Source organism: Streptomyces sp. NPDC059785 (genome assembly GCF_042732375.1).
GTDB lineage: Bacteria > Actinomycetota > Actinomycetes > Streptomycetales > Streptomycetaceae > Streptomyces.
Genome location: NZ_JBHWHV010000015.1, coordinates 121,912 through 147,645, shown reverse-complemented (window position 1 = coordinate 147,645; position 25,734 = coordinate 121,912). Strand labels below are relative to the sequence as shown.

The window sequence follows — 25,734 nt, the reverse complement described above, 5'->3', positions numbered from 1 at the left end:
CCGGTTGTGCCGTAGGGACAGCGTCCGGGTCAGGCCCCGGGCACCCGCACGATCAGCGCGTCGCCCTGTCCGCCGCCACCGCACAGCGCGGCGGCGCCCACACCGCCGCCCCGCCGCTTCAGTTCGAGGGCGAGGTGCAGCACGAGCCGGGCGCCGGACATGCCGATCGGGTGCCCCAGGGCGATCGCACCACCGTTGACGTTCACCTTTTCCGAGGAAACCCCGAGGTCGCTCATTGACTGCACGGCGACCGCGGCGAACGCCTCGTTGATCTCGATCAGGTCAAGATCCTCGACGCCGAGGCCCTCCTTCTTGAGCGCGTGCCTGATCGCGTTCGAAGGCTGCGACTGCAACGAGTTGTCGGGGCCCGCGACATTGCCGTGCGCGCCGATCTCGGCGATCCACTCCAGGCCCAGTTCCTCGGCCTTGGCCCTGCTCATCACGACCACGGCCGCCGCGCCGTCCGAGATCTGCGAGGCGGAGCCGGCCGTGATCGTGCCGTCCTTGGCGAAGGCGGGCCGCAGCTTGCCGAGGGACTCCACGGTGGTCTCGCCGCGGATGCCCTCGTCCTTGCTGAAGACGACGGGCTCGCCCTTGCGCTGCGGGATCTCCACCGGCGTGATCTCGGCCTCGTAGAGGCCGTTCTTCTGGGCGGCGGCGGCGCGCTGGTGCGACAGGGCGGCGATCTCGTCCTGCTCGGGGCGGCCGATGCCGAGCCGGGTGTTGTGCTTCTCCGTCGACTCGCCCATGGCGATGCCCTCGAAGGAGTCGGTCAGGCCGTCGTACGCCATGGCGTCGAGCATCTGGATCGCGCCGTACTTGTATCCCTCGCGGGACTTCGGCAGCAGGTGCGGGGCGTTGGTCATGGACTCCTGGCCGCCCGCCACGATCACGTCGAATTCGCCGGCGCGAACGAGCTGGTCCGCGAGCGCGATGGCGTCGAGGCCCGAGAGGCACACCTTGTTGATGGTCAGCGCCGGGACGCTCATCGGGATGCCCGCCTTGACCGCGGCCTGGCGCGCCGGGATCTGCCCCGCCCCGGCCTGGAGCACCTGGCCCATGATCACGTACTGCACCTGGTCGCCACCGATCCCCGCACGGTCGAGGGCGGCCTTGATCGCGAAGCCGCCGAGGTCGGCTCCGGAGAAGGACTTCAGCGAGCCGAGCAACCGTCCCATGGGGGTGCGTGCACCCGCGACGATCACCGACGTCGTGCTGTTCGTTCCAGACATGAGGTGCGATCCCCTTCCGGCCTGCACGGCCGAGGAGTGAACGAGGGTTTACTCGAATGTACTGAGCGGTACGCCACCCGTCATCCAGCGGCAAGTGTGATCGCGCGCACGTTGCGTAACCATCCCCGGAGCGCTGCACTGACAGCATGCTGACGCGAATCGACCACATCGGGATCGCCTGTTTCGACCTCGACCGGACCGTCGAGTTCTACCGCGCGACCTACGGCTTCGAGGTCTTCCACACCGAGGTCAACGAGGAGCAGGGCGTGCGCGAGGCCATGCTCAAGATCAACGAGACGTCCGACGGGGGCGCCTCCTACCTCCAGCTCCTGGAACCGGTCCGCGAGGACTCCACGGTCGCGAAGTGGCTGGCCAAGAACGGCGAGGGGGTCCACCACATCGCCTTCGGCACGGCGGACGTCGACGCCGACGCGGACGCGGTCAAGGACAAGGGCGTACGGGTCCTGTACGACGAGCCGCGGACCGGTTCGATGGGCTCCCGGATCACCTTCCTGCACCCAAAGGATTGTCATGGCGTCCTGACAGAACTGGTCACTTCGGCGGCCGTTGAGTCACCTGAGCACTGACCTCCGTATATCTGGGCCGGTAGGGTTGGGGACGGCCGCTGCCGTTTCGGGGCGGCCCGGGGCCTGTCGTTGGGCCGGCCCCGGGGTCCTGTCGGCGACAGGACCGGGGCGTTTCAGATGAATCTCCGTGACGCCGCGGAGATCCAGCAGAAGCGCCCTGAGGGCCGGGGTCCAGGTTTCGGGGGGCGAGCGTCGGGGCAGCAGCCCATGCTCCGCCGTTGATCTGACACCATTCCCCGGGGGCCCCGTCCGGCGGACGGACGGGACTCGTTCGGTAAGACTTGCGACCAGGGGACGGATGGGACCGCGCAGTGCGGGGCTACGAACGCCAGGAGCGAGAGCCGGCGGCTGACGTCGACCACCTCTCTCGGTTCGAGGCCGAGATGGAGCGGCTGAAGACCGAGCGGGAGAAGGCCGTCCAGCACGCCGAGGACCTCGGCTATCAGGTCGAGGTGCTGCGCGCCAAGCTGCACGAGGCGCGGCGCAGTCTGGCGACCCGTCCTGCCTACGACGGCGGCGACATCGGGTACCAGGCCGAGCAGATGCTCCGCAACGCCCAGGTCCAGGCCGACCAGCTCCGCGCGGACGCCGAGCGCGAGCTCAGCCAGGCCCGCGCGCAGACACAGCGCATCCTCCAGGAGCACGCCGAGCACTCCGCCCGGCTCCAGGCGGAGCTGCACCAGGAGGCGGTCTCCCGCCGCCAGCAGCTCGACCAGGAGCTCGCCGAGCGCCGCCAGACCGTCGAGAGCCACGTCAACGAGAACGTGGCGTGGGCCGAGCAGCTCCGCGCCCGCACCGAGCAGCAGGCCCGCCGGCTCCTCGACGAGTCGCGCGCCGAGGCCGACCAGGCGCTGGCCGCCGCCCGCGCGGAGGCCGAGCGGATCGCCGCCGAGGCCAGGCAGCGGCTCACCGCCGACGCCGAGGCGGCCCGCGCGGAGGCCGAGGCGCTGCTGCGCCGGGCCCGCACCGACGCCGAGCGGCTGCTGAACGCCGCCTCCCAGCAGGCCCAGGAGGCCACCGACCACGCCGAGCAGCTCCGCAGTTCCACGGCGTCCGAGTCGGACAGCGCCCGCCGCCAGGCCACCGAGCTGAGCCGGGCCGCCGAGCAGCGCATGGCCGAGGCCGAGGCGGCGCTGCGCGAGGCGCGCAGCGAGGCGGACAAGACCGTCGCCGAGGCCAAGGAGGCCGCGGCGAAGTCCCTCACCTCCGCCGAGTCGACGAACGAGCAGCGCACCCGTACGGCCAAGGAGCAGGTCGCCCGGCTGGTCAGCGAGGCCACCAAGGAGGCCGAGGCGACCAAGGCGGAGGCCGAGCAGGTCGTCGCGGACGCCCGTACCGAGGCCGAGAAGATCATCGCGGAGGCGAGCGAGAAGGCCCGCAGCCTGACCGCCGAGGAGACCGCCTCCCAGCTCGCCAAGGCCGCCCGCACCGCCGAGGACGTGCTCGACAAGGCGTCGGAGGACGCCAAGAAGACCACGAAGGCGGCGGCCGACGAGGCCGAGCGGATCCGCTCCGAGGCGGAGACCGAGGCGGACCGGCTGCGCGCCGAGGCGCACGACATCGCCGAGGAGCTCAAGGGCGCGGCGAAGGACGACACCAAGGAGTACCGCGCCAAGACGGTCGAGTTGCAGGAGGAGGCGCGCCGGCTGCGCGGCGAGGCCGAGCAGCTGCGCGCCGACGCGGTCGCCGAGGGCGAGTCCATCCGCAGCGAGGCCCGGCGCGAGGCGGTCCAGCAGATCGAGGAGGCGGCCAAGACCGCCGAGGAGCTGCTCGCCAAGGCCAAGGCCGACGCCGACGAGCTGCGCACCACCGCGACCACCGACAGCGAGAAGGTGCGCACCGAGGCCATCGAGCGCGCGACGACGCTGCGCCGGCAGGCCGAGGAGACCCTGGAGCGCACCCGCGCGGAGGCCGAGCGGCACCGCGCGGAGGTCGTCGAGCAGTCCGAGGCCGTCCGGGAGGACGCCGAGCGGGCCGCCCGTGAGCTGCGCGAAGAGACCGAGCGGGCGGTGGCGGCCCGCGAGGCCGAGGCCGCCGAGGACCTGGACCGGCTGCGGACGGAGACCGCGCAGCGGCTGACGGCCGCCGAGGAGGCGCTGGCCGACGCCCGCGCGGAGGCCGAGCGGCTGCGCCGCGAGGCCGCCGACGAGGCGGAGCGGCTGCGCGCCGAGGCCGCCGAGCGCGGCCGTACGCTCCAGGCGCAGGCCGAGACGGAGGCCGAGCGGCTGCGCACGGAGGCCGCCGCCGACGCGTCCGCGTCCCGGGCCGAGGGCGAGAACGTGGCCGTACGGCTGCGTTCGGAGGCCGCCGCGGAGGCCGAGCGGCTGAAGTCGGAGGCCCAGGAGTCGGCCGACCGGGTACGGGCCGAGGCGCAGGCCGCCGCGGAGCGCCTGGCGACCGAGGGCGCCGAGACGCTGGCCGCCGCCCAGGAGGAGGCCGTCCGGCGCCGCCGCGAGGCCGAGGAACTGCTCGGCTCCGCCCGCCAGGAGGCCGACCAGGAGCGTGAGCGGGCCCGCGAGCAGAGCGAGGAGCTGCTGGCCTCGGCGCGCAACCGGGTCGAGGAGGCGCAGGCCGAGGCGGTCCGCCTGGTCGAGGAGGCCGACCGGCGCGCGACCGAGACGGTCGCGAGCGCCGAGCAGACCGCGCAGCAGGTGCGCGACTCGGTGGCCGGGCTGCACGAGCAGGCGCAGGACGAGATCGCCGGGCTGCGCTCGGCGGCCGAGCACGCCGCGGACCGCACCAGGACCGAGGCGCAGGAGGAGGCGGACCGGGTCCGCGCCGACGCGTACGCGGAGCGGGAGCGCGCCTCGGAGGACGCGGCCCGGCTCAGGCGGGAGGCGGCCGAGGAGACGGAGGCCGCCAAGTCCCTTGCGGAGCGCACCGTTGCGGAGGCGATCGCGGAGGCGGACCGGCTGCGCTCGGACGTCGCCGAGCACGCCCAGCGGGTGCGCACCGAGGCCTCCGACACCAAGGCCAACGCCGAGCAGGACGCCTCGCGCACCCGTGCGGACGCCCGCGAGGACGCCAACCGGATGCGTTCGGACGCGGCCACGCAGGCGGACACGCTCATCAACGAGGCGCGCTCGGAGGCCGAGCGGCTGACGACGGAGACGGCCGCGGAGGCCGAGCGGGTCCGTGCGGAGTCCGTCGCGAAGGCCGAGAAGCTGATCTCGGACGCGACCGGGGACGCCGAGCGGCTGCGCGCCGAGGCAGCCGAGACGGTCGGTTCCGCCCAGCAGCACGCGGAGCGGATCCGGGTCGAGTCGGAGCGGGTCAGGGCCGCGGCCGCGGCGGAGGCCGAGCGGGTCACCACGGCCGCGCGCGAGGAGGCCGAGCGGACCCTCGACGAGGCCCGCAAGGACGCCAACAAGCGGCGTTCGGAGGCGGCCGAGCAGGTCGACACGCTCATCTCGGAGACGGCCGCCGAGGCCGACAAGCTGCTCGCGGAGTCGCGGCAGAGCGCGCAGAAGACGACGGCGGACGCCGAGACGCAGGCCGACACGATGGTGGGCGCGGCCCGCAACGAGGCGGAGCGGCTGGTCTCCGAGGCGACCGTGGAGGGCAACTCCCTGGTGGAGCGGGCCCGTACGGACGCCGACGAGCTGCTGGTCGGCGCGCGCCGGGACGCGACCGCGATCCGCGAGCGCGCGGAGGAGCTGCGCGACCGGATCACCGGTGAGATCGAGGAGCTGCACGAGCGGGCCCGCCGGGAATCGGCGGAGGCGATGCGGACCGCGGGCGAGCGCTGCGACGCGCTGGTGAAGGCCGCCGAGGACCAGCTCGCCGAGGCCGAGGCCAAGGCCAAGGACCTGGTCGCGGAGGCGAACTCCGAGGCGAGCAAGGTGCGGATCGCGGCCGTGAAGAAGGCCGAGGGGCTGCTCAAGGAGGCCGAGCAGAAGAAGAACTCGCTGGTCGCCGAGGCGGAGAAGATCAAGTCCGACGCCGAGCAGGAGGCCCGGCGTACGGTCGAGGAGGGCAAGCACGAGCTGGACGTGCTGGTCCGCCGCCGCGAGGACATCAACGCGGAGATCTCCCGTGTCCAGGATGTCCTCGAGGCGTTGGAGTCCTTTGAGGCCCCGTCGGCCGGCAAGGACGGCGGGGTCAAGACGGCTGCCGCCGCCGGCGCGACACGTTCGGGTGGGAAGGCGTCAGAAAGCTAGCCAAAAGCACCATTTGCGTGTTTGGCAAGGGCGTCCGACACAGACTCTCGCAAGCGGTCTGACAGTCAGCCACCCAAAAGAAGGGTCATTCTCCAGATCAAACACGTATCCGCTCGATGACACACCGCATCGACCCCTAGGATTCCTTCTATCACCTCACCGGTCTCATTCGACAGGAACCCCATGAGCGACACTTCCCCCTACGGCTTCGAGCTTGTGCGGCGTGGGTACGACCGCGCTCAGGTGGACGAACGCATTTCGAAGCTCGTCTCCGACCGTGACAGCGCTCTGGCCCGTATCACCGCGCTGGAGAAGCGCATCGAGGAGCTCCACCTCGAGACGCAGAACGCCCAGGCCCAGGTCACCGACGCCGAGCCGTCGTACGCGGGTCTCGGCGCGCGCGTCGAGAAGATCCTCCGCCTCGCCGAGGAGGAGGCCAAGGACCTGCGCGAGGAGGCCCGTCGCGCGGCCGAGCAGCACCGCGAGCTGGCCGAGTCGGCGGCCCAGCAGGTGCGAAACGACGCAGAATCGTTCGCGGCCGAGCGCAAGGCCAAGGCCGAGGACGAGGGCGTCCGCATTGTCGAGAAGGCCAACAGCGACGCATCCCAGCTGCGTGCCGAGGCCCAGAAGGACGCGCAGTCCAAGCGTGAGGAGGCCGACGCCCTCTTCGAGGAGACCCGCGCCAAGGCCGCCCAGGCCGCCGCGGACTTCGAGACGAACCTGGCCAAGCGCCGCGAGCAGTCCGAGCGCGACCTCGCCTCCCGCCAGGCCAAGGCGGAGAAGCGCCTCGCCGAGATCGAGCACCGGGCGGAGCAGCTGCGCCTGGAGGCCGAGAAGCTGCGCACGGACGCCGAGCGCCGCGCCCGCCAGACGGTGGAGACGGCCCAGCGCCAGGCCGAGGACATCGTGGCCGACGCCAACGCCAAGGCGGACCGGATCCGTTCGGAATCCGAGCGCGAGCTGGCGGCCCTCACCAACCGCCGCGACTCGATCAACGCGCAGCTCACGAACGTCCGCGAGATGCTCGCGACGCTCACCGGTGCCGCGGTGGCCGCGGCCGGCAGCCCCGCCGACGACGAGCCGGTCTCGCGCGGCGTCCCGGCCCAGCAGTCCCGCTAGCCGACCGCAGGACGGCGACCGGCCTTGGCCGGCCGTCGCACGGCGACCCGTACGGACCCGCACCTTCCGCCGGAGGTGCGGGCCCGTCCCGTTCCGTACGGACCTGCCCGTCCCGTCTCGTACCGATGTGCCCGTTGCGGTGGCATGCGCCGAAAGCCGCGTCTACCGTGGCCGCATGATCGAGCTCGAGGGGCTGACCAAGCGGTACGGCGAGAAAGTGGCGGTCAACAACCTGACGTTCACGGTCAGACCCGGTGTCGTGACCGGTTTCCTGGGCCCGAACGGTGCCGGGAAGTCCACCACGATGCGGATGATGCTCGGTCTCGACCACCCGACCTCGGGCGATGTGCGGATCGACGGACAGCACTACGACCGGCTGAAGGATCCGCTGAAGTACGTCGGCGCCCTGCTGGACGCCAAGGCCATGCACGGCGGCCGCACCGCCTATAATCACCTGCTCTGTCTCGCCCAGAGCAACGGCATCCCGACGGCGCGGGTGCGCGAGGTCCTGGACACGGTGGGCCTGACGGCGGTGGCGAAGAAGAAGGCCAAGGGCTTCTCGCTCGGCATGGGCCAGCGGCTCGGCATCGCGGGCGCGCTGCTCGGCGATCCGCGGATCCTGATGTTCGACGAGCCGGTCAACGGTCTCGACCCCGAGGGCATCCACTGGATCCGCACCCTGATGAAATCGCTCGCGGCCCAGGGCCGTACGGTCTTCGTCTCCTCCCATCTGATGAGCGAGATGGCGCTGACCGCCGAGCACCTGGTCGTCATCGGACAGGGCCGGCTGCTCGCCGACACCTCGATGGCCCAGTTCATCCAGGAGAACTCCCGGTCGTACGTCCGGGTCCGCGCGCCCGAGCGGGAGCGGCTGCTCGACGTACTGCACGGCGCGGGGATCACCGTCGTGGAGGCGGGCAACGGCACGCTGGAAGCGGAGGGCGGGCAGGCGGAGCGGATCGGTGAACTGGCCGCGGAGCACCGCCTCGTACTGCATGAGCTCAGTCCGCAGCAGGCGTCGCTGGAGGAGGCGTTCATGCAGCTCACCGCGGAGTCGGTCGAGTACCACGCGCACTCCGGCGCACCGCTCGGGCAGGAGCCGGGGCAGGTGCCGGGGCAGGGAACGCCACCCTCACCGCCGCAGCAGTGGGGCAGCGACTGGAAGAGGGGCTGACCATGGCGGTGTCGCAGGTCATCAGGTCCGAGTGGACCAAGATCCGTTCCGTGCAGTCCACCGTGTGGACGCTGGGTCTCGCCCTGGTCGTCACGGTCGCGCTGGGCGTGCTGATCTCCTGGCTGTCCAACCGCGAGTGGGACAACATGAGCGAAGGGGACCGGTTCTCGTTCGATCCGACGTTCGTCAGCTTCGCGGGGACAAGCCTCGGCCAGCTCGCGATGATCGTCTTCGGTGTGCTGGTCGTCTCGAACGAGTACAGCACCGGTATGGTCCGCACCTCGCTCGCGGCGGTCCCGCAGCGCGGCACGTTCCTCTTCGGCAAGATCGCGGTGGCGACCGCGCTCGCGCTCGTGGTCGGCATGATCACCAGCTTCCTGGCGTTCTTCCTCGGGCAGGCGATGCTGGGCGGGCACCGGGCGTCGATCGGCGACCCCGGGGTGCTGCGCGCCGTCATCGGCGGCGGCCTCTACATGACGCTGATCGCGGTCTTCTCGATGGGCGTCGCGACGATGCTGCGCTCGCCGATGCTCTCGCTCGGCATCCTGATGCCGTTCTTCTTCCTGATCTCGGCGATCCTCGGCAATGTCTCGGCCACCAAGAAGATCGGCCAGTACCTCCCCGACCAGGCCGGCAGCAAGGTCATGCAGGTGGTGCCCCCGCTCGACGGCGACACCCCGTACGGGCCCTGGGGCGGCCTCGGGATCATGGTCCTGTGGGCCGTGGCGGCGCTGATCGGCGGATATGTCCTGCTCAAGCGTCGGGACGCGTGACCTGCGGATTTTTACCCGCTCTTGAGCGGAACCGTCAGCGCGCGGATATCCTCCTAACCCTTACGGGGGCGTGTGCCCCGTCGTCCTGAACCTTTCGATGGGTGCGGAGCATGATCGAGGCAGTCGGCCTGACGAAGCGCTACGGCGCCAAGACGGCCGTGTACAACCTTTCCTTCCAGGTGCGGCCGGGCGCCGTGACCGGCTTCCTCGGGCCCAACGGCTCGGGCAAGTCGACGACGATGCGCATGATCCTCGGCCTGGACAACCCCAGCGCGGGGCAGGTGACGATCGGCGGCTACCCGTACCGCAAGCTGCCCAACGCCCCCCGCCAGGTCGGCGCGCTCCTGGACGCCAAGGCCGTGCACGGCGGCCGGCACGCCCGCAACCACCTGCTCTGCCTCGCCCAGCTCTCGGGCATCCCGGCCCGCCGGGTGGACGAGGTGCTGGGCGTGGTCGGACTCCAGGACGTCGCCAGGAAGCGGTCCAAGGGGTTCTCGCTCGGCATGGGCCAGCGCCTCGGCATCGCCGCCGCGCTCCTCGGCGACCCCCAGGTGCTGCTCTTCGACGAGCCGGTCAACGGCCTCGACCCCGAGGGCATCCTCTGGGTGCGCAACCTGATGAAGGCGCTCGCCGCGGAGGGCCGTACGGTCTTCGTCTCCTCGCACCTGATGAGCGAGATGGCGCTGACCGCCGACCACCTCATCGTCATCGGGCGCGGCCAGCTCCTCGCCGACATGAGCGTCAAGGACTTCATCTCGCACAACTCGGCCGACTTCGCCCGCGTGCGGGTGCCGGACGCCGAGCCGCAGCAGCGCGAGAAGCTGACGGCCGCGCTCACCGAGGCGGGCGGCCAGGTGCTGCCCGAGCAGGACGGCGCGCTGCGGGTGACCGGGCTGCCGCTGCCCCGCATCAGCGACCTGGCGCACGGCGCCGACGTACGCCTGTGGGAGCTGTCGCCGCATCAGGCGTCGCTGGAGGAGGCGTACATGCGGATGACGCAGGGCGCCGTCGACTACCGCTCCACGATCGACCAGAAGGCCGGGCTCCAGCAGCAGCTGCCGCCGGGCGCCGTGCCGCCGCAGCAGATGCAGATGCCCGTGCCGGGGCAGGGCCAGCCGGGCTGGTACGCCCCGCCGCCGCCCGCGCAGGGCGGGCAGCCCTTCGCGATGCCCCAGGGACAGCCGCCGGCCGGCCCCTACGGGGCGCCCGCCGCGCCCGCCGCACCGGCGCCCGGGCAGCCCAACCCGTACGCCCAGGCGCCCGCACAACCGGTTCAGGCCCCCGCGCAGCCCGCGCCCGCCCCCGACCTCACCAAGCGCGACAGCGAGGACCCCCGATGAGCACGCCCCAGCCACCGATGCCGCAGCAGTCCGCGCCCGCCCCCGGCGGCTGGCAGGCCCCGCAGGGCTCGTCGTACACCTCGCCGATCCCGATCACCCGTACCCACCTGGGGCACGCGCTCGCCTCCGAGTGGACGAAGATCAAGTCGGTCCGCTCCACGGTGTGGACGCTGGGCGTGTTCCTGGTGCTGGTGTTCAGCAGCAGCCTGCTCATCGCCTCGCAGATGCGCGACGAGGACTTCGTCGACCTGCCCTACTCCTTCTCGGCCTTCATCGGTCTGATGCTGGGGCAGATCTGCCTGATCACCCTGGGCGTGCTGGTCGTCTCCTCCGAGTACGGCACCGGCATGATCCGTACGACGTTCACCGCGTCGCCGCAGCGCCACCGGGTGCTCACCGCGAAGTTCCTGATCTTCTTCGCACTCGCCTTCGGGGTGTCCTTCGCGTCGGTGTTCCTGATGGGCGCGCTCACCGCCGGCATGCACAGCGGGGCCAGCGACGTGCCGTGGGTCGGCTCGGCGTTCAAGGGCAGTCTGTACGTGTCCCTGCTGGGCGTCCTGTCCCTCGCCGTGGGCTCGATACTGCGGCACTCGGCGGGCGCCATCACCGCCATGATGGGCGTGGTGCTGCTGCCCGCGATCCTGCCCGCGTTCCTGCTCATCTCGGAGTCGACGCGGAAGGTGGGCGAGAAGATCCTGGACTACAACGCCATCAATTCCCTCGCGAAGATCTTCGGCGCGGACTCGGAGGGCGGCGGGACGTCCCAGCTCGTCCTGCTGCTCGTGGTCACCGCGGCGGCAGTGGCCGGCGCCTTCGCGCTCCTGGAGAAGCGGGACGTCTGACGCTCCGGGAGGGACCGGCGCTCAGAATCTCGGCGCGTTACGGGACCGCTGCACCCGCGAGGTGCGGCGGTCCTTCGCGTTCCAGCACGCCTTGTGCCAGTGCCGGCGCTCGTCGACGCCCGAGTGGTCCGGCCAGGCCACCACGTGCGGCATGGCGGACGGGATGAGCTGGTCGCAGCCCGGGCAGCGGTAGGTCTTGCCCTCGGCGCTGGCACCCGCGACATGACGCACGCACCAGTCCTCGCCCTGCCAGCTCTCGGTGGACTGCCAGCCGCCGTAGCGGCCGGACCGGTCGTCGTCGGCGGACGCGCTCCTGCCGGACGACCCGGCGGTCTTCGGGCGGTTGCGGCGCGGGGACACGAGACACCTCACGGAGCTGTACAGGGAGCAGGAGCCGACTCCAGCCTACGCGGCACCGTCTCCGGTACGCGTAAACGACCAAGGCACGACAAGCATCGGCAAGTACCACCAATCACCGGCAAGCGCCATGAAGTCCGAGCAATTCGCGCTCAATCGGCCCGGATCCCCCGCCCACCGGGCCATTACCCAGACAATCGGCAAATCTCCCCGACAGGCCGTGACTTCGGCACGTGTCAGGGGGTTATGCCGGTGGGGGTTCCGCGTCGGTGGCCAAGGAGGCAGGAGTGCGATGCGCGTTGGAAGTTTTGTGCTGGCGGCCCAGTTCCCGGGCCAGGGTCAGGGGGAGGCGCTGCACCGCGCGGTGCGTTCGGCGGAGGCGGCGGAGGAGGCGGGGCTCGACTCGGTGTGGCTGGCCGAGCACCACTTCGTGCCGTACGGGACATGCCCGTCGGCCGTCACCCTGGCGGCGTTACTGCTCGGCCGCACCCGGCGGCTGCGGGTCGGCACGGCGGTGAGTGTCCTGCCCACCGTGCACCCGGTGGCGCTGGGAGAACAGGCGGCCCTGCTGCACATGACCTCGGGCGGCCGTTTCTCGCTGGGGGTGGGGCGCGGCGGCCCCTGGGTGGATCTGGAGGTCTTCGGCGCGGGCCTGCCGGCCTACGAGCAGGGGTTCCCGGAATCGCTCGACCTGCTGATGCGCTGGCTGCGGGAGCCGTCCGTCGGGAGCGCCACGGAGCGGTTCAGCTTCCGTGAAGTGCCCGTCGTGCCGCGTCCTTCGGAGAGCCTGAGCGGCCCGGCGGGGCCCGAGGTGGTCCTCGCGTGCACCTCGCCCGCCAGTGTCCGGCTCGCCGCCGAGCGCGGGCTGCCCATGCTCCTCGGCATGCACATCGGTGACGAGGAGAAGGCCGAAATGGTCGCGCTGTGGCGGCAGTCCGCGCGGGCCGCCGGGCATCCGCCCGACGAGGTGCGCTCCGCGCCCCATGTCTCGGCCGGTGTCTGTCAGATCGCGGACCGGCGCACCGACGCGGAGGAGACGCTGCTCAAGGCGATGCCCGGCTGGCTGAAGCAAGGCCTGGAGGCCCATGTGACGGTGGACGGCCGGGCCCGCGCGATGCGGGACCCATGGGCCTACACCCAACTGCTGTGCGGGCTGCATCCGGTGGGGACCCCCCGGCTGTGCGCGGACCGGCTCTCCGCGACGGCCGAGCGGACCGGGATCTCCCGCTTCGCCCTGCTGGTGGAAGGTTCCGGCGACCTCGCCGCCACGGAGGAGAACGTCCGGCGGCTCGGCGCCGAAGTGCTGCCCCGTCTCGGCTGAGGAGACCGGACCGCGGGGAGCTTGCCGCTCCTGTGCGAAATGCGATGCACCTCCCGCGCACGGGAGCGGCAAGCCAAGCGGCTCAGTACCTCAGCAGTCCCGGAGCTCCGGCGACTGGTTCAGCAGCTGGCCGCGTACGGACGTGAAGCGCGCCAGCCTGTCGTCCACTGAGCCGTCCAGCGGGAAAACCGCCACCCGGTGGCAGTTCTGGAAAGCCAGTCGCACTCCGAAGTGCCGCTGTAGCGCGCCTCGGATGGCGTCGCTGGCGAGCGCGCGCAGCAACTGGCCGCGCGCCTGCTCGTCCGGCGGGGGCGTCTGGTTGTCGGCGAAGGGTCCGCCGTCGACCTTCAGCTGGGCCACCAGGGAGCTGATCATCTCCCATGCGAAGGGCAGGGAGGTCCGGACGCAGTCGACGAAGTCAGCTTCGTCGACCTCGCCTCGCTCGGCCTGTTCGAGTAGGGCCGGTGAGACGTCGAGCGACATGGGTTCTCCTCTCGCACCCCCAGTCGAACGGGGGTTGACTGACAGGGCGGGAGACCACGACAACAGACACTCTGTGTACACACGTCGCGACCTCCCGTTTACACGTTATGCAACGGAAGAGAGCGGCACCAGGAGGATGCACACACGACGGAGTGCCTGTAAGCGCACAATCGGCCACCGCCGATCTCGTGACGTCAAGGGACAAGAGGGGCACCTTGTCGGGCCCCAGGGGCAGCCGGGGCGGGAGGGAAGCGGAGATATGGGACGAACGGAAGTGTCCTGCGGTGAGCGGGGAAGCAGGTGGCCGACCCGGGAATCGCGTCGGCACCCGCCCGTCGAGTAGCGTTGCCGACCATGCGTCTCGTCATCGCCCGCTGCTCCGTGGACTACGCGGGCCGGCTCACCGCCCATCTCCCGTCCGCCCCGCGCCTCATCCTCGTGAAGGCCGACGGGAGCGTCTCGATCCACGCGGACGACCGGGCCTACAAGCCCCTCAACTGGATGTCCCCGCCCTGCACGCTGAAGGAGGGAACCGGCGACGACGCCGGTGTGTGGACGGTCATCAACAAGGCGGGCGAGAAGCTCATCATCACGATGGAGGAGATCCTCCACGACTCGTCGCACGAACTCGGTGTCGACCCCGGCCTGATCAAGGACGGCGTGGAGGCGCACCTCCAGGAGCTGCTCGCGGACCGCATCGAGACCCTCGGCGAGGGCTACTCACTGATCCGCCGCGAGTACATGACGGCCATCGGCCCGGTCGACATCCTGTGCCGCGACGGCGAGGGACAGACCGTCGCCGTGGAGATCAAGCGGCGCGGTGAGATCGACGGCGTCGAGCAACTGACGCGCTACCTGGAGCTGTTGAACCGCGACCCGCACCTCGCGCCGGTCCGCGGCATCTTCGCGGCCCAGGAGATCAAGCCCCAGGCCCGCGTCCTCGCCACGGACCGCGGCATCGGCTGCGCGGTCCTGGACTACGACGCCCTGCGCGGCATCGAGGACGACAAGCTGCGGCTGTTCTGAGAGCACAGGCTCTGAGCGGCGCACGGCCGACCGCTTCCGTATACGGCCAGGGGGCCGGGTCCGTCCAAGGACCCGGCCCCCTGGCCGTACCGCTGTCTCACATCACCGAGCCGTCGGGCGACCCGGTCGTGCCGCCGTTCTCCGGGGCGCTCGCCGAGCCGCCGGTGGCCGGTGCGCTGGACGGCGCCGGGCCGCTCGCCGAGTCGGACGTCTCCGGCGTCGACGGGCTCTCCGAGGGCGGGTCGCTGCTCTCGGACTCCGTGGGCGTCGGGGTGGGCGACTTGGTCGGGGGCTTCGACGTCGGCGTCTTCGAGGGCGTTTTGGACGGCGTCTTAGAAGGCGTCCTGGACGGCTTCTTCGTCGGGTCGTCGCTCTTCGTCCCGCTCGGGTCGTCCGAGGGCTCCTCGCTCGCGGACGGGGTCGGGTCGTCCGCCGTCCCGTAGGTGCCGTCCGGGCCGGGGTCCGTGGGCGTGCTGGTCGCCTTCGCCGTCCCGTCCCCGGAGCCCTCGTCCGCCTTGTCCGCGCCGAGGCTGTCGTCGTCGGTGCCTTGGCTGGCCGAGGGGTTGACACCGACCTTCTCGGAGGGTCCGTCGGCCTTGTCGCCCGAGGTGACGCCGAGCGTGACCACCGTGCCGAGCACGGCGGCGAGCAGAGCGCCGGAACCGGCGGCGACCAGATTGCGGCGGGTGCCGCGGAGCAGCCCCTTGCCCCGGGCCGGCCGCGCGGGCCGGGCGGGCGCGGGCTCGGCGGCCCGGTGCGTGACCAGCGTCGCCGGCTCGGGCGCCGCGGGCAGGGCGAGCGCGGCCGGTACGCCGCCGGGCGGCGACGCCGACTCCTCGTGGCGCGCGTCGGGCACCTCCTCGCCCGCCGCCGTGCGCCCGCCGGGCAGGACCGCTCCGGAGCGGTCGGCGACCAGGGCGAGGGCGCGGCGGCCCGCGACGGTGCCGCGCTTGTCGGCGAGGGCGCCGCGCAGTCCGATGGACGCCTCCAGCTCGGCGCGGGCCCGGTCGAGCTGGCCGCCGCAGAGCGCGAGGATGCCGAGCTCGTGATGGAAGTAGGCCTGGTCGGCGACCTCGCCGGCCAGCCGGGAGGCCTCGGCGCCGTGCCGCAGTGCGCGCTCCCAGGCGCTCCAGCTCAGTCCGGCGGCGAAGGCGGGCGCGGCCGTGCGGGCCAGCGCGACGGAGAGGACCTCTTCCTCGTCGTCCTGCGGTGCCGTGGTGAGCGGCACCAGCACGCCCAGGGCGCCGAGGACGGCGTCCGCCTCGGCGCACACCCGCTCGGGGCTGACCGAGGGGTGCCCGGCCCACCAGGCGTAGTGCTTCGCGGCGGTGACGGTCTGCTGTCCGGCGTCGTCGGCGTATCCGGCGGCCTCCAGCTGGGTCTGCACACCGGCCGCGAGCCGGTAGCGGGAGCCGACCGGCGAGACCAGCGAGCAGCCCGCGAGTTCGGCGAGCGCGGCGTCCGCGTGGGTGTCGCCCACGAGGGCCGGCAGATGCGCCTGGTGCGGCACCTCGCCGCCGAGCGCGACGGCGAACCGCAGCGTGGCGCGCGCCGACTCGCTGAGCCGGGAGGCGAGCAGGGCGGCGGGGGCGGCTCCCTCGGCGATCGAGGGCAGCGGCACCTCGGGCGCGTCCTCCGGCTCCACGAGGGCGTCCCCGTAGTGGCCGAACGCGTCCGCGGCGTCCGGGGTCCCGCGGAGCTGGTCACGCTGCCGCAGCAGGGCGCCGGCCTGGACGAAGCGCAGCGGCAGCCCCTCGGACTCGAACCAGAGGTCGCCCGCCCAGTTGGCCTCGTCCTCGGCCAGCGGGCGGCCGACGGCCCGCTCCAGGAGCTCCAGGCTCGCGGCGCGGTCGAGGCCGCCGAGGAAGACCTCCTCCAGGAGGGAGTCGGCGGACGGCGCGGGCACGTCCGGCGTGGCGGCGATCAGGAAGGCGCACTCGGGGGTGGCGTCGAGCAGCTCGTCGAGCGTGCTGCCGCCGAGCTCGACGTCGTCGAGGACGACGACCGCGCCGATCTCCCGGATCAGGGCGAGCAGCTCGTCCTGGTCGGGGCGGTGCCGCGGGGCGTCGTAGACGGTGGCGAACAGCTCGTGCAGCAGGTCGCCGGCCGTGCGCCGGTGTCCGCTGAGCCGTACGACGCCGTCGGGCGCGAGGTCCGCGCAGTCCTCGGCGACGGCGTCCAGGAGCGCCGTGCGGCCCGAGCCGGCGGGGCCGGTGAGCCGGACGGAGCGACCGCGGGCCAGCAGCCGGGCGAGCCGCTCGCGCTCCTCCTGGCGTTCCAGGAGCGGCAGCCTGGGCTGCGGGGCCCCCGGCGGTACGGGCGGACGGGCGGCGCGGTCCTGTTCGGCGCGCTCCGCCGCGGTGAACCTGGCGGGGCGGGCGGGCCGCTCCCCCGGCGGGCAGGGTTCGATCTCGCTGCCGTCGACGGGGTTCACGGTGAGCAGGAAGTCGCCCGTGACGAGCCGGACGGTGCGGGCCTGCGCCGGTGCGTGCTGACTGAAATCGGCGGTGGGTACTTCGCGCGGCAGTCGCTGCCGAGGCGTCTGGCCGCCGTCGTGACCGTACTCTTCGGGTCCCCGGTCGATCGGGTCCATGGTGTCCCAGCCCCCCAAAAGCGTCGTGTGCCGAGCCCCTCCCGGCCTTGCCGCACACCGCGCTGTCGCTTCTGGTCCGGTGCCCGCTCAAGGGTGTTCGGACGGCGGGCACGCGAACCCTAAACCTTCGCACAGTATCTCTGAACAGCCGGGGTACCGCGCCGCCCGAGACGTCACGGGTTCGTGAGGATTGTGCGTGAGGTACGTATTCGTACGCCCTGTCCGGCGCGGGTGGTGCGCCGGGTCAGACCCGGGGCAGGGATTCCACTCCGATGCCGCCCTCGATGGCCAGGATGCGGTGCAGCCGGGTGGCCACCAGCAGGCGCTGCATCTGCGGCGGGACGTCGCGCAGGACGAGCCGCCTGCCGCACCTCCCGGCGCGTCGGTGGGCTCCCATGATGACGCCGAGTCCGGTGGCGTCCCAGGAGTCCAGCTCGGACAGGTCCAGGACCAGGTCGCCGACTCCGTCGTCGACGGCCGAGTGCAGGACCGTACGGGCGTCCGCCGCGCTGCGTACGTCGAGGCGGCCCCCGACGACCAGCTCGGCGTGGTCGCCCCTGATGAACATATGCGCTCCCCGAGAATGCGTCTCGTGCTCCGCGTCCGTCTGTCTGTCCGTCTTTGTATGTAGCTACATGCACCGTCTGACTGCGTCGGAGGCGCAGAGGTTGCCGTCTGTGAGCGAACCGATACCGAATTCACCCGACGGAGTGACCCTCCGGCAGGTGCGTGCGGTTCAGTGCTTGTAGAAGCCCTGCCCGCTCTTGCGCCCGATGTCACCGGCGTCAACCATCCGGCGCATCAGTTCCGGCGGCGCGAATTTCTCGTCCTGGGTCTCGGTGTAGATGTTGCCGGTGGCGTGCAGCAGGATGTCGACACCCGTGAGGTCGGCGGTGGCCAGGGGGCCCATGGCGTGGCCGAAGCCCAGCTTGCAGGCGAGGTCGATGTCCTCCGCGGTGGCGACGCCCGACTCGTACAGCTTGGCCGCCTCCACGACGAGCGCCGAGATGAGCCGGGTGGTGACGAAGCCGGCGACGTCGCGGTTGACGACGATGCAGGTCTTGCCGACGGACTCGGCGAACTCACGCGCGGTGGCCAGGGTTTCGTCACTGGTCTTGTAGCCCCGGACCAGTTCGCAGAGCTGCATCATCGGGACCGGCGAGAAGAAGTGCACGCCGACGACCCGCTCCGGGCGCCCGGTGACCGCGGCGATCTTGGTGATCGGGATCGCGGAGGTGTTGGAGGCGAGCACGGTGCCGTCGCGGACGAGCTTGTCGAGCGTCCGGAAGATCTCGTGCTTGACCTCGAGCTTCTCGAAGACGGCCTCGACGACGATGTCGGCGTCGGCGGCCGCGTCCAGGTCCGTGGTCGCGGTGATGCGGGCGAGCGCGGCCTCCGCCTCGGCGGCGTCGAGCCTGCCCTTGCCCACGAACTTGTCGTACGACGCCTTGATGCCGTCGGTGCCACGGGTCAGCGCCTCGTCGGTGACGTCGCGCAGGACGACGTCCCAGCCCGCCTGTGCGGAGACCTGGGCGATACCGGATCCCATGAGTCCGGCTCCGATGACGGCGAGCTTCCGTGCCACTGACGACTCTCCTCAACACGCGGTGCGATGTGTCCGCGCTTCAGGGCGCGGCCCGGCCCGGACGCCTTTGAACGCGCTGTCCGACTTGCCTCTCCGGCGGACCTTAGCGGGATAGTGAGCGTCTGTGACCGCTAAGTAATGCGCGTCACGTCTCAAGGGACGGACATCACACCGGCATGGGTCACGGAGCGCCTCGTACGGCGTAGTTGAGCACCTTGTCGCTCAACAGTGCCTCCATGTCGTCCAGGAGCACGAGCACCTCTCGTGACACTTCGTCCGGTTCGCGCCCGGCCATCATCTCGCGGCCGATGACGGCCATCACCGTCTGGTGGAGCCAGTTGATCTGACCGGCCATCAGACCCGGCAGCGGGTCGCCGTCCTGCGCGCCGGTCTCCTCGCGCAGCGCCGCCTCCAGATTCACCAGCACCTCCTGGGCGATGGCCCAGAGCCGGGAGCGCAGGGCCGGGGCGTCGTGGACCACGCGCATGAAGCGGGAGTAGCCGGTCATCAGGCCCACCCGGGGCGAGACCGCCTCGACCTCCTCGCGCAGTTCCCGCAGGACCGCGGCGGCGGCGGACTCGCCGGCGCTCCGGCCGCGGACCCAGCGGGCGAGCCGGTCGACCACACCCTTGGAGCGGTCCATGAAGAGGTCTTCCTTGGCCGGGAAGTAGTTGTAGACCGTGTTCACGGAGACGTCCGCGGCGTCGGCGATCTCGGCGATGGTCACCGCGTCGAAGCCGCGCTCCAGGAACAGTCCCGTGGCGACGTCCGAGATGTACTGCCTGGTCTGCCGTTTCTTCCGCTCTCTGAGCCCCTCTGCCATGTCTTCAGCCTAGCCTTCGATGGCTCGACTGAAATTTTGCAGTCGTTGCAAACTTTCAAAGACTCTGTTTTTCTGGGGGCATGGCAATCATCAGCACGGCGGGCCTCGCCCGTACGTTCGCGACCAAACGCGGCCCGGTGGAGGCGGTGCGGGGCGTCGACCTCACCGTCGCGGCCGGCGAGATCCTGGGCTTCCTCGGCCCCAACGGCGCGGGCAAGACGACCACGCTCCGCATGCTCACGACGCTGCTGCGGCCCACCGGCGGCGCGGCCACCGTCGCCGGCCGCGACCTGCTCGCCGACCCGGCCGGAGTCCGCATGACCTGCGGCTACGTGGCCCAGTCGGGCGGCGTCGACCCACAGGTGACCGTGCGGGAGGAGCTGGTGACCCAGGGCCGGCTCTACCGTCTGACCAAGGCTCAGGCGATCGAGCGCGCGGACGAGCTGGCCCGCGAGCTGGACCTGGCCGAGCTGCTCGACCGCACCACCGGCGCCCTCTCCGGCGGCCAGCGGCGCCGCCTGGACATCGCCCTGGCGCTCACCCACCGGCCCCGCGTGCTCTTCCTCGACGAGCCGACGACGGGACTCGACCCGGCGAGCCGCGCGGACCTGTGGGACCTGATCCGGCGGCTGCGCGACGGGCACGGCACGACCGTCTTCCTGACCACGCACTACCTGGACGAGGCCGACGCGCTCGCCGACCGGCTGGTCGTCGTGGACCGGGGCGTCGTCGTGGCCGAGGGCACGCCGGGCGCGCTCAAGCTCCGGTACGGCGGCTCGGCCGACGCGACGCTCCAGGAGACCTTCATCGCCATCACCGGCCGGGGCCCCGCGCCGGCCGAACCCGCCCCCGTAGCCGTCTAGGACTTGACATCCTCCCCGCCCTGAAGGACGGGGATTCCTGGCTCACGTTGGCTGGGGACCAGCGGTCCGCCAGCGCTTACACGATCAGCACCAGCCGGGTTGAGACCAGCCCGGACGAGCATCACGCGGGCAGAGTTCTTGTCCCTGGGGGAGACGACTCCGCACGCGGTGCAGGTGTACGTACGTTCCGAAAGAGGCAGTGCGTGCTTGGTTCTCGCTCCGCACGACGCGCAGTCCATGGTGGTGTGCGCGGGGTTCACGAGGCGGATGTCCCGCCCGTGCTTGCGCCCCATCTCGATCTGGGCCGTCTTCGTGGCCCCGATGGCCGCGTCGGCCGCCTTGCGGGCCATGGTCGTCCTGGCGAGGAACTTCGGGCAGAAGTCCTCCACGGCAATGGCGTCGTGGTCGCTCACGACGCGCTTGGCCCATTTGCGGGCGGTGTCCTGCCGCTGCCGGGCGATCTTTTTGTGCACCTTGGCGGTCTGCCGTTTCGCCTCGCGGTAGCCCTGCGACGCGGCATGCCCCCTGGCGGGCTTCCGGCGGGCCGTCATCCGCTGGTAGCGGGCGAGCTTGTGCGCGGCCGTCCTGCCGTGCTGCGGGTGCGGGAGGTCGTGGGCGTCGGAGGTGGTGGCGGCGGTCTCCTTGACGCCCCAGTCCACGCCGATCACGGCGCCGGTCGCGGGGAGGGGCTGGGTCTCGGCGGCGACGACGAACGACGCGTACCAGTGCCCGACCGCGTCGCGGCAGACGCGCACCGAGGAGGGGGCGGACGGCAGTTCGCGCGACCACACCACCCTCAGCACGATGCCGCCCGCGAGATGGAGGCGGCCGTCCTTCAGCCGGAACCCGCGTTGGGTGTAGTTCAGCGTGGGCAGCGCGTCACGTTTGCGCTTGATGCGGGGCATCCCGGCGCGCTGCCGCACCGGGAGCTTCGCCTTGATGTCGTTCTGCGCCTTGGCGCGGGACTTGGCGAAGTCGCGGATGGTCTGCTGCTGCGGCACCGAGGCGCCCTCGCGCAGCCAGGCCGTCGCGGTGCGGGCCTCGGTCAGCATCCTGTCCAGCCGGGCCGGGCCGCATGTCGTCTTCTCGGCGGCGTCCCGGTTCAGGGCGTGGACCTTGCGGGACATGGCCACGCACTCGTTCCACACCCAGCGGCATCGAGCCCACTCGGCCTCCAGGCCGACGCGGGCGGTCGACGACACACGGAGCCGGTAGGTGTACCGGGCATGCCCGAAAATCCCCGCAACCCTCTCCGAGATCGTCTACCGCCTTGAGGTCGAGCGCGATGCCGCTCCGGCTGACGCCGAATCGCCCTGACGGCGATTCGGCTTTCCCTGCCCTGCTCCGCAGGAGCCAAATTCCCCCCGGCGTGAAAGCCGGGGCATCCCCAGAGGAACCCGGTGACGCTTCGATGCTGCTGCACGACACCGCGCTGATCTTCGGGCGCTATGCCCGCCAGACCCTCCGCTCCCGCTTCGCCATGCTCTTCGGCGTACTGATGCCGCTGCTGTACCTGTTCTTCTTCGGGCCGCTGCTGACCGATCTGCCGCTCGGCTCGCGGGGCAGCTCCTGGCAGGTCCTGGTGCCCGGACTGCTGCTGCAACTCGGCCTGTTCGGAGCCGCGTTCGCGGGGTTCACGATCATCATGGAGCAGAACCTGGGGGTGGTGGAACGGATGCGGGTCACCCCCGTGAGCCGGCTGGCCCTGCTGCTCGGCCGGGTGCTGCGGGACGCCGCCGTCTTCGTCTTCCAGGCCGTCCTGCTGGTCCTCGCCGCGGTGGCGATGGGACTGCGTGCCCCGCTCGCGGGCGTCCTGATCGGCTTCGCGTTCGTCGCGCTGCTCACCGTCTCGCTCGCCTCGCTGTCGTACGCGCTGGCCATGCTGGTGCGGACGCCGCAGGAGTTCGGCCCCGCCGTGAACGCGACGACGATGCCCGCCATGCTGCTGTCCGGTCTGATGCTCCCGATGAGCCTGGCGCCGGGCTGGCTGGACGTGCTGTCCCATCTCATGCCGTTCCGCTATCTGGTCGACGCGGTGCGCGACGCGTTCGTGGGCGCGTACGCGACGGCGCACATGCTGTACGGGACGCTGGTCGCCGTCGGTTTCGCGGCGCTCGCCGTGACGGTGGGCACCCGGGTCTTCCGCCGGGCCGGGGCGTAACCGGGCCCGCGTTCCGTGGCTACGCTGGCCGCATGGTCAATCTGACGCGCATCTACACCAGGACCGGCGACCAGGGCACCACCGCCCTCGGCGACATGAGCCGGGTCGCCAAGACGGATCCGCGGATCTCGGCGTACGCGGACGCCAACGAGGCGAACGCGGCGCTCGGCACGGCGCTCGCCCTCGGCGGGCTCGACGAGGAGATCACGGCCGTCCTCACCCGCGTGCAGAACGACCTGTTCGACGTGGGCGCGGACCTGTCGACACCGGTCGTGGAGAATCCGCAGTTCCCGCCGCTGCGCGTCGAGCAGTTCTACGTCGACCGGCTGGAGGCCGACTGCGACCGGTTCAACGAGCGGCTGGAGAAGCTGCGGTCCTTCATCCTGCCCGGCGGCACGCCCGGTGCGGCACTGCTGCACCAGGCGTGCACCGTGGTCCGCCGCGCCGAGCGCTCCACCTGGGCCGCCATGGAGGTGCACGGCGAGACGATGAACCCGCTGACCGCGACCTATCTCAACCGGCTGTCGGATCTACTGTTCATCCTCGCCCGCACGGCCAACAAGGGAGTCGGGGACGTGCTCTGGGTCCCGGGCGGGGAGCGCTGACGCCGGGGCCTTCGGAGCCATCAGGACCTCAGGGTCCTTCGGAGCCTTCTTCGGCCAGATCGCGTACGTGAGGGCGATCAGTCCGTGGATCCCGGCGGCGCGCAGCGCCACCCACTGGAAGGACCGCAGGGACTCGGTGTTCCCGTCCCCGACGTACCAGATCGCACCTTGCAGCAGCGCGCAGGCGACGGCCGCCGCGAGCACCGTACGCAGCCAGAGCCGGCCCTCGTGCAGGGCGCGGGCCGTGCCGTAGCGGGGCGGCTTCGGCGGTGGCGGTCCACCGGCGAGCCGGTGCGCGGCGTGGCCGTCGAGCCAGTGGATCGTGGAGTGGCCGTACCCGACGGTGAAGCCGATGTAGAGGGCGGCCAGGCCGTGCTCCCAGCCCGGCTCGGCACCGTTCCTCAGATCGATCGCGGTGACCACGAAGAGGACCAGTTCCAGCAAGGGCTCGCACAGCAGCAGGGCGAGGCCGGCCCGCGGACGTCTCAGCAGGTAGCGGACCGACAGACCCGCGACCAGCAGCACCCAGAACGCGACCTCACAGGCGACGATCAGTCCGACGACCATGGTGGACTCCTTCCGCTCACCTCTCCAGGGTTCCGCCCCGAGGGGCCCTGATCGTCGTCGGCGGTGACGAATCCGCACTGCATCCTTCGATGTACTGCGGGACCGTCCCCGGGTCGCAGGCGCGCCGCCGGACCGCCGTGTTGGATGGAAGGCATGGCCGACCGACTCCCCCGCCCGCACCGCGACGACGTACGCATCGCCCTCGGCGGACTGCTCGGCGGGCTCTTCCTGTGGGGCATCGGTCTCACCACACGCCCCGCGGACGACGCGCTCGTGCTGTGGCACGGGTACGGGGTGGTGCTCGTACCGCTCGTGGTGACGGCGGGCTGCGAACTGCTGCGGCGCGTCCGGCCGCGCACCGCCCTGCTGGTGGGTATCGCCGCGCTGACCGCCGACACCGTCACCCGGGGCAGTGTCGCCACGATCGTGATGTTCACGGACCTCGTCTACGCGGCCGTCCTGTACGGCACTCCGGCGTCCGCCCGGCGCATCCCCTGGATCACCGGACTGCTGACGGTCGTCGGCACGGTCGTCCCGGTGGCCGTCTGGCGCAGGCCGGAGACCCTGCTGATCGGTCTGGGGGTGGGGCTGGTGGGGCTCGCACCGGCGGCGACCGCCTGGGTGGTCCGCAACCACCGCGACACCGCCGCCGCCGAACGGCTGCGCGCCGAGCAGACCGCGCTGCTCGCCGAGATCGACCGCAGCCAGGCCGTCTCGGCCGAACGGGCGCGCATGGCACGGGAATTGCACGACATGGTCGCCAACCACCTGTCCGCCATCGCCATCCACTCCACCGCCGCGCTCTCGCTCGACGACCCGGGCACCTCCAAAGAGGCGCTCGGTGTGATCCGCGAGAACAGCGTCGCGGGTCTCGCGGAGATGCGGCGGCTGATCGGGATCCTGCGGGACGACAGCGACGAGCACGAGCCGTCCGCGGCTCCGACCCTGGACGGCCTCAACGCCCTGGTGGAGGGCGCCCGCACCAACGGTCTCGACGTCGGTCTCGCCGCCCTCGCACCCGGCGACGCCCTCCCCGCGCCGGTGGAACTGGCCGCCTACCGCATCGTCCAGGAGTCCCTGACCAACGCGCTCAAGCACGCGGGCCCCGGCCGGGTCACCGTCGCGCTCGCCCGGCGGGACGGCTCCCTCACCGTGCGGGTGACCAGCCCGTACGGCGACCGGGACGGGCCGCGCGCCCCGGGCTCGGGCGCCGGTCTGGTCGGGATGCGGGAGCGCGTCGCCCTGCTGCGCGGCACGTTCGAGGCCGGCCCCGAGGACGCACCGGGCCCCGCCGGGTCCGCCGACTCGCCCGGGTCCGCCGACTCCCCCGGCCCCTCCGGCTCCTCCGGCTCCCCCGGTGGCAAGGTCTGGACCGTGCGTGCCACCCTGCCGATCACCCAGGCCGGCGACGCCGGCCGCCCCAGCCCCGGAGGAACCGAATGATCCGCGTGCTCGTCGCCGAGGACCAGTCCGCCGTACGGGCCGGACTCGTCCTCATCCTGCGCAGCGCGCCCGACATCGAGGTGGCGGGCGAGGCCGCGGACGGCGAGCAGGCGGTCGCGCTCGCCCGCGAGCTGCGGCCCGACCTGGTGCTGATGGACGTACAGATGCCGCGCCTGGACGGGGTGTCGGCCACCCGGCAGATCGTCGCCGAGGGCCTGGCCGATGTGCTGGTGCTCACCACGTTCGACCTCGACAGTTACGTCTTCGGGGCGCTCAGGGCAGGAGCCTCGGGTTTCCTGCTGAAGAACACGGAGGCGCGGGACCTGCTCCAGGCGGTGCGGACGGTGGCCCGCGGCGAGGGGCTGATCTCGCCCGCGGTCACCCGGCGGCTGATCGCCGAGTTCGCCGCCCGCCCGGTGCGCGAGCCCACGACCGATCCGGCCGTCCTGGACGTCCTCACCCGGAGGGAGCGCGAGGTGCTGTCCTGCCTCGGCGAGGGGCTGTCCAACGCGGAGATCGCGACCCGGCTGGAGATGGCGGAGGCGACGGTGAAGACGCACGTCAGCCGCCTGCTGAACAAGCTGAAGCTGCGCAGCCGGGTCCACGCGGCCGTGCTGGCACAGGAGTTGGGGATCTAGTCGGCGGACTACCACAGAACAGGAGCAGTGGTCCAGACCTAT

23 protein-coding genes are annotated in these 25,734 nt (G+C 71.8%); 14 read left to right on the top strand and 9 right to left on the bottom strand.

The genetic code is table 11. From position 1 onward, the window contains the following. Nucleotides 1–29 precede the first annotated feature (29 nt). Complete coding sequence (locus ACFV6E_RS14720; RefSeq protein WP_385461810.1) at nt 30–1,232, bottom strand: acetyl-CoA C-acetyltransferase; 1,203 nt, start codon at nt 1,230–1,232, stop codon at nt 30–32. 146 nt (nt 1,233–1,378) lie between these two features. Between ACFV6E_RS14720 and mce the strand changes: the two genes are divergently transcribed. The 7 genes from mce (at nt 1,379) to ACFV6E_RS14685 (ending at nt 11,227) form a co-directional block, all read left to right on the top strand. Then, the gene (gene mce / locus ACFV6E_RS14715) at nt 1,379–1,819 is read left to right on the top strand and encodes a methylmalonyl-CoA epimerase (RefSeq protein ID WP_385167341.1); all 441 of its coding nucleotides are present in this window, start codon (nt 1,379–1,381) and stop codon (nt 1,817–1,819) included. A gap of 311 nt (nt 1,820–2,130) precedes the next feature. Next, on the top strand, nt 2,131–5,979 hold the full coding sequence (scy, locus tag ACFV6E_RS14710; RefSeq protein WP_385461807.1) for a polarized growth protein Scy: 3,849 nt from the start codon (nt 2,131–2,133) through the stop codon (nt 5,977–5,979). A gap of 183 nt (nt 5,980–6,162) precedes the next feature. Next, entirely contained in the window at nt 6,163–7,098 is a 936-nt protein-coding gene (locus ACFV6E_RS14705; RefSeq protein ID WP_385167344.1) for a cellulose-binding protein, read from the top strand. A gap of 175 nt (nt 7,099–7,273) precedes the next feature. Further along, nucleotides 7,274–8,272, top strand: coding sequence for an ABC transporter ATP-binding protein (locus ACFV6E_RS14700; RefSeq protein ID WP_385167346.1), 999 nt, complete (start codon nt 7,274–7,276; stop codon nt 8,270–8,272). Between the two features lie 2 nt (nt 8,273–8,274). Then, nucleotides 8,275–9,045: an ABC transporter permease gene (locus tag ACFV6E_RS14695; RefSeq protein WP_385461804.1), complete on the top strand. Its 771-nt coding sequence runs from the start codon at nt 8,275–8,277 to the stop codon at nt 9,043–9,045. A 110-nt stretch (nt 9,046–9,155) separates the two neighbouring features. Continuing rightward, the gene (locus ACFV6E_RS14690) at nt 9,156–10,385 is read left to right on the top strand and encodes an ABC transporter ATP-binding protein (RefSeq protein ID WP_385167350.1); all 1,230 of its coding nucleotides are present in this window, start codon (nt 9,156–9,158) and stop codon (nt 10,383–10,385) included. Next, nucleotides 10,382–11,227, top strand: coding sequence for an ABC transporter permease (locus ACFV6E_RS14685; RefSeq protein WP_385461802.1), 846 nt, complete (start codon nt 10,382–10,384; stop codon nt 11,225–11,227). The genes ACFV6E_RS14690 and ACFV6E_RS14685 overlap by 4 nt, the downstream gene beginning before the upstream one ends. 21 nt (nt 11,228–11,248) lie before the next feature. On the opposite strand, the gene ACFV6E_RS14680 is transcribed toward ACFV6E_RS14685, so the two are convergent. Further along, entirely contained in the window at nt 11,249–11,587 is a 339-nt protein-coding gene (locus ACFV6E_RS14680; protein WP_385167354.1) for an ATP/GTP-binding protein, read from the bottom strand. A 289-nt stretch (nt 11,588–11,876) separates the two neighbouring features. On the opposite strand from ACFV6E_RS14680, the gene ACFV6E_RS14675 reads away from it, so the two are divergent. Then, nucleotides 11,877–12,905, top strand: a complete 1,029-nt coding sequence (locus tag ACFV6E_RS14675; protein ID WP_385167355.1) for an LLM class flavin-dependent oxidoreductase — start codon at nt 11,877–11,879, stop codon at nt 12,903–12,905. Between the two features lie 90 nt (nt 12,906–12,995). Here the strand turns inward: ACFV6E_RS14675 and ACFV6E_RS14670 are convergent, their stop codons facing one another. After that, nucleotides 12,996–13,388 (bottom strand): SCO5389 family protein, encoded by a 393-nt coding sequence (locus ACFV6E_RS14670; protein ID WP_385167357.1) that lies wholly within the window; start codon nt 13,386–13,388, stop codon nt 12,996–12,998. Nucleotides 13,389–13,742: 354 nt separating this feature from the next. On the opposite strand from ACFV6E_RS14670, the gene nucS reads away from it, so the two are divergent. Further along, nucleotides 13,743–14,414 carry an endonuclease NucS gene (gene nucS / locus ACFV6E_RS14665; protein WP_385167359.1) on the top strand — a complete coding sequence of 224 codons (672 nt, stop codon included), beginning with the start codon at nt 13,743–13,745 and terminating at the stop codon, nt 14,412–14,414. A 97-nt stretch (nt 14,415–14,511) separates the two neighbouring features. Here the strand turns inward: nucS and ACFV6E_RS14660 are convergent, their stop codons facing one another. The 4 genes from ACFV6E_RS14660 to ACFV6E_RS14645 form a co-directional block, all read right to left on the bottom strand. Next, the gene (locus tag ACFV6E_RS14660; RefSeq protein ID WP_385167361.1) at nt 14,512–17,007 is read right to left on the bottom strand and encodes an ATP-binding protein; all 2,496 of its coding nucleotides are present in this window, start codon (nt 17,005–17,007) and stop codon (nt 14,512–14,514) included. Nucleotides 17,008–17,251: 244 nt separating this feature from the next. Beyond that, complete coding sequence (locus ACFV6E_RS14655; RefSeq protein ID WP_155060612.1) at nt 17,252–17,575, bottom strand: STAS domain-containing protein; 324 nt, start codon at nt 17,573–17,575, stop codon at nt 17,252–17,254. Nucleotides 17,576–17,743: 168 nt separating this feature from the next. Continuing rightward, the gene (locus tag ACFV6E_RS14650; RefSeq protein ID WP_385167363.1) at nt 17,744–18,592 is read right to left on the bottom strand and encodes a 3-hydroxyacyl-CoA dehydrogenase family protein; all 849 of its coding nucleotides are present in this window, start codon (nt 18,590–18,592) and stop codon (nt 17,744–17,746) included. Nucleotides 18,593–18,773: 181 nt separating this feature from the next. Continuing rightward, a complete protein-coding gene (locus tag ACFV6E_RS14645) occupies nt 18,774–19,415 on the bottom strand; it encodes a TetR/AcrR family transcriptional regulator (RefSeq protein WP_385461799.1) in 642 nt (213 codons plus the stop codon). A gap of 80 nt (nt 19,416–19,495) precedes the next feature. Between ACFV6E_RS14645 and ACFV6E_RS14640 the strand changes: the two genes are divergently transcribed. Beyond that, nucleotides 19,496–20,278 carry an ATP-binding cassette domain-containing protein gene (locus tag ACFV6E_RS14640; RefSeq protein ID WP_385461796.1) on the top strand — a complete coding sequence of 261 codons (783 nt, stop codon included), beginning with the start codon at nt 19,496–19,498 and terminating at the stop codon, nt 20,276–20,278. On the opposite strand, the gene ACFV6E_RS14635 is transcribed toward ACFV6E_RS14640, so the two are convergent. Beyond that, entirely contained in the window at nt 20,275–21,480 is a 1,206-nt protein-coding gene (locus tag ACFV6E_RS14635; RefSeq protein WP_385461793.1) for an RNA-guided endonuclease InsQ/TnpB family protein, read from the bottom strand. The two genes, ACFV6E_RS14640 and ACFV6E_RS14635, sit on opposite strands and share 4 nt — an antisense overlap. A gap of 209 nt (nt 21,481–21,689) precedes the next feature. Here ACFV6E_RS14635 and ACFV6E_RS14630 point away from each other — a divergent pair, with 209 nt between their 5' ends. Both ACFV6E_RS14630 and ACFV6E_RS14625 read left to right on the top strand, forming a co-directional pair. Beyond that, entirely contained in the window at nt 21,690–22,439 is a 750-nt protein-coding gene (locus tag ACFV6E_RS14630; protein ID WP_385167371.1) for an ABC transporter permease, read from the top strand. A gap of 32 nt (nt 22,440–22,471) precedes the next feature. After that, on the top strand, nt 22,472–23,044 hold the full coding sequence (locus ACFV6E_RS14625; RefSeq protein WP_385167373.1) for a cob(I)yrinic acid a,c-diamide adenosyltransferase: 573 nt from the start codon (nt 22,472–22,474) through the stop codon (nt 23,042–23,044). On the opposite strand, the gene ACFV6E_RS14620 is transcribed toward ACFV6E_RS14625, so the two are convergent. After that, nucleotides 22,970–23,611, bottom strand: coding sequence for a hypothetical protein (locus ACFV6E_RS14620; RefSeq protein ID WP_385167375.1), 642 nt, complete (start codon nt 23,609–23,611; stop codon nt 22,970–22,972). The genes ACFV6E_RS14625 and ACFV6E_RS14620 overlap by 75 nt on opposite strands. A gap of 153 nt (nt 23,612–23,764) precedes the next feature. Here ACFV6E_RS14620 and ACFV6E_RS14615 point away from each other — a divergent pair, with 153 nt between their 5' ends. Further along, entirely contained in the window at nt 23,765–25,054 is a 1,290-nt protein-coding gene (locus tag ACFV6E_RS14615; protein WP_385461790.1) for a sensor histidine kinase, read from the top strand. Then, nucleotides 25,051–25,692 carry a response regulator gene (locus ACFV6E_RS14610; protein ID WP_385461787.1) on the top strand — a complete coding sequence of 214 codons (642 nt, stop codon included), beginning with the start codon at nt 25,051–25,053 and terminating at the stop codon, nt 25,690–25,692. Before ACFV6E_RS14615 ends, ACFV6E_RS14610 begins: the two co-directional genes overlap by 4 nt. The last annotated feature ends 42 nt before the right edge of the window (nt 25,693–25,734 follow it).

Coding starts and splice junctions, on each gene's coding strand:
- ACFV6E_RS14645 (WP_385461799.1), bottom strand. CDS start 19,415: ATGGCAGAGGGGCTCAGAGAGCGGAAGAAACGGCAGACCAGGCAGTAC.
- ACFV6E_RS14685 (WP_385461802.1), top strand. CDS start 10,382: ATGAGCACGCCCCAGCCACCGATGCCGCAGCAGTCCGCGCCCGCCCCC.
- ACFV6E_RS14620 (WP_385167375.1), bottom strand. CDS start 23,611: ATGGTCGTCGGACTGATCGTCGCCTGTGAGGTCGCGTTCTGGGTGCTG.
- ACFV6E_RS14705 (WP_385167344.1), top strand. CDS start 6,163: ATGAGCGACACTTCCCCCTACGGCTTCGAGCTTGTGCGGCGTGGGTAC.
- ACFV6E_RS14625 (WP_385167373.1), top strand. CDS start 22,472: ATGGTCAATCTGACGCGCATCTACACCAGGACCGGCGACCAGGGCACC.
- ACFV6E_RS14610 (WP_385461787.1), top strand. CDS start 25,051: ATGATCCGCGTGCTCGTCGCCGAGGACCAGTCCGCCGTACGGGCCGGA.
- ACFV6E_RS14670 (WP_385167357.1), bottom strand. CDS start 13,388: ATGTCGCTCGACGTCTCACCGGCCCTACTCGAACAGGCCGAGCGAGGC.
- nucS (WP_385167359.1), top strand. CDS start 13,743: ATGCGTCTCGTCATCGCCCGCTGCTCCGTGGACTACGCGGGCCGGCTC.
- ACFV6E_RS14640 (WP_385461796.1), top strand. CDS start 19,496: ATGGCAATCATCAGCACGGCGGGCCTCGCCCGTACGTTCGCGACCAAA.
- ACFV6E_RS14690 (WP_385167350.1), top strand. CDS start 9,156: ATGATCGAGGCAGTCGGCCTGACGAAGCGCTACGGCGCCAAGACGGCC.
- ACFV6E_RS14655 (WP_155060612.1), bottom strand. CDS start 17,575: ATGTTCATCAGGGGCGACCACGCCGAGCTGGTCGTCGGGGGCCGCCTC.
- ACFV6E_RS14720 (WP_385461810.1), bottom strand. CDS start 1,232: ATGTCTGGAACGAACAGCACGACGTCGGTGATCGTCGCGGGTGCACGC.
- mce (WP_385167341.1), top strand. CDS start 1,379: ATGCTGACGCGAATCGACCACATCGGGATCGCCTGTTTCGACCTCGAC.
- ACFV6E_RS14660 (WP_385167361.1), bottom strand. CDS start 17,007: ATGGACCCGATCGACCGGGGACCCGAAGAGTACGGTCACGACGGCGGC.
- ACFV6E_RS14695 (WP_385461804.1), top strand. CDS start 8,275: ATGGCGGTGTCGCAGGTCATCAGGTCCGAGTGGACCAAGATCCGTTCC.
- ACFV6E_RS14630 (WP_385167371.1), top strand. CDS start 21,690: ATGCTGCTGCACGACACCGCGCTGATCTTCGGGCGCTATGCCCGCCAG.
- ACFV6E_RS14675 (WP_385167355.1), top strand. CDS start 11,877: ATGCGCGTTGGAAGTTTTGTGCTGGCGGCCCAGTTCCCGGGCCAGGGT.
- ACFV6E_RS14700 (WP_385167346.1), top strand. CDS start 7,274: ATGATCGAGCTCGAGGGGCTGACCAAGCGGTACGGCGAGAAAGTGGCG.
- ACFV6E_RS14615 (WP_385461790.1), top strand. CDS start 23,765: ATGGCCGACCGACTCCCCCGCCCGCACCGCGACGACGTACGCATCGCC.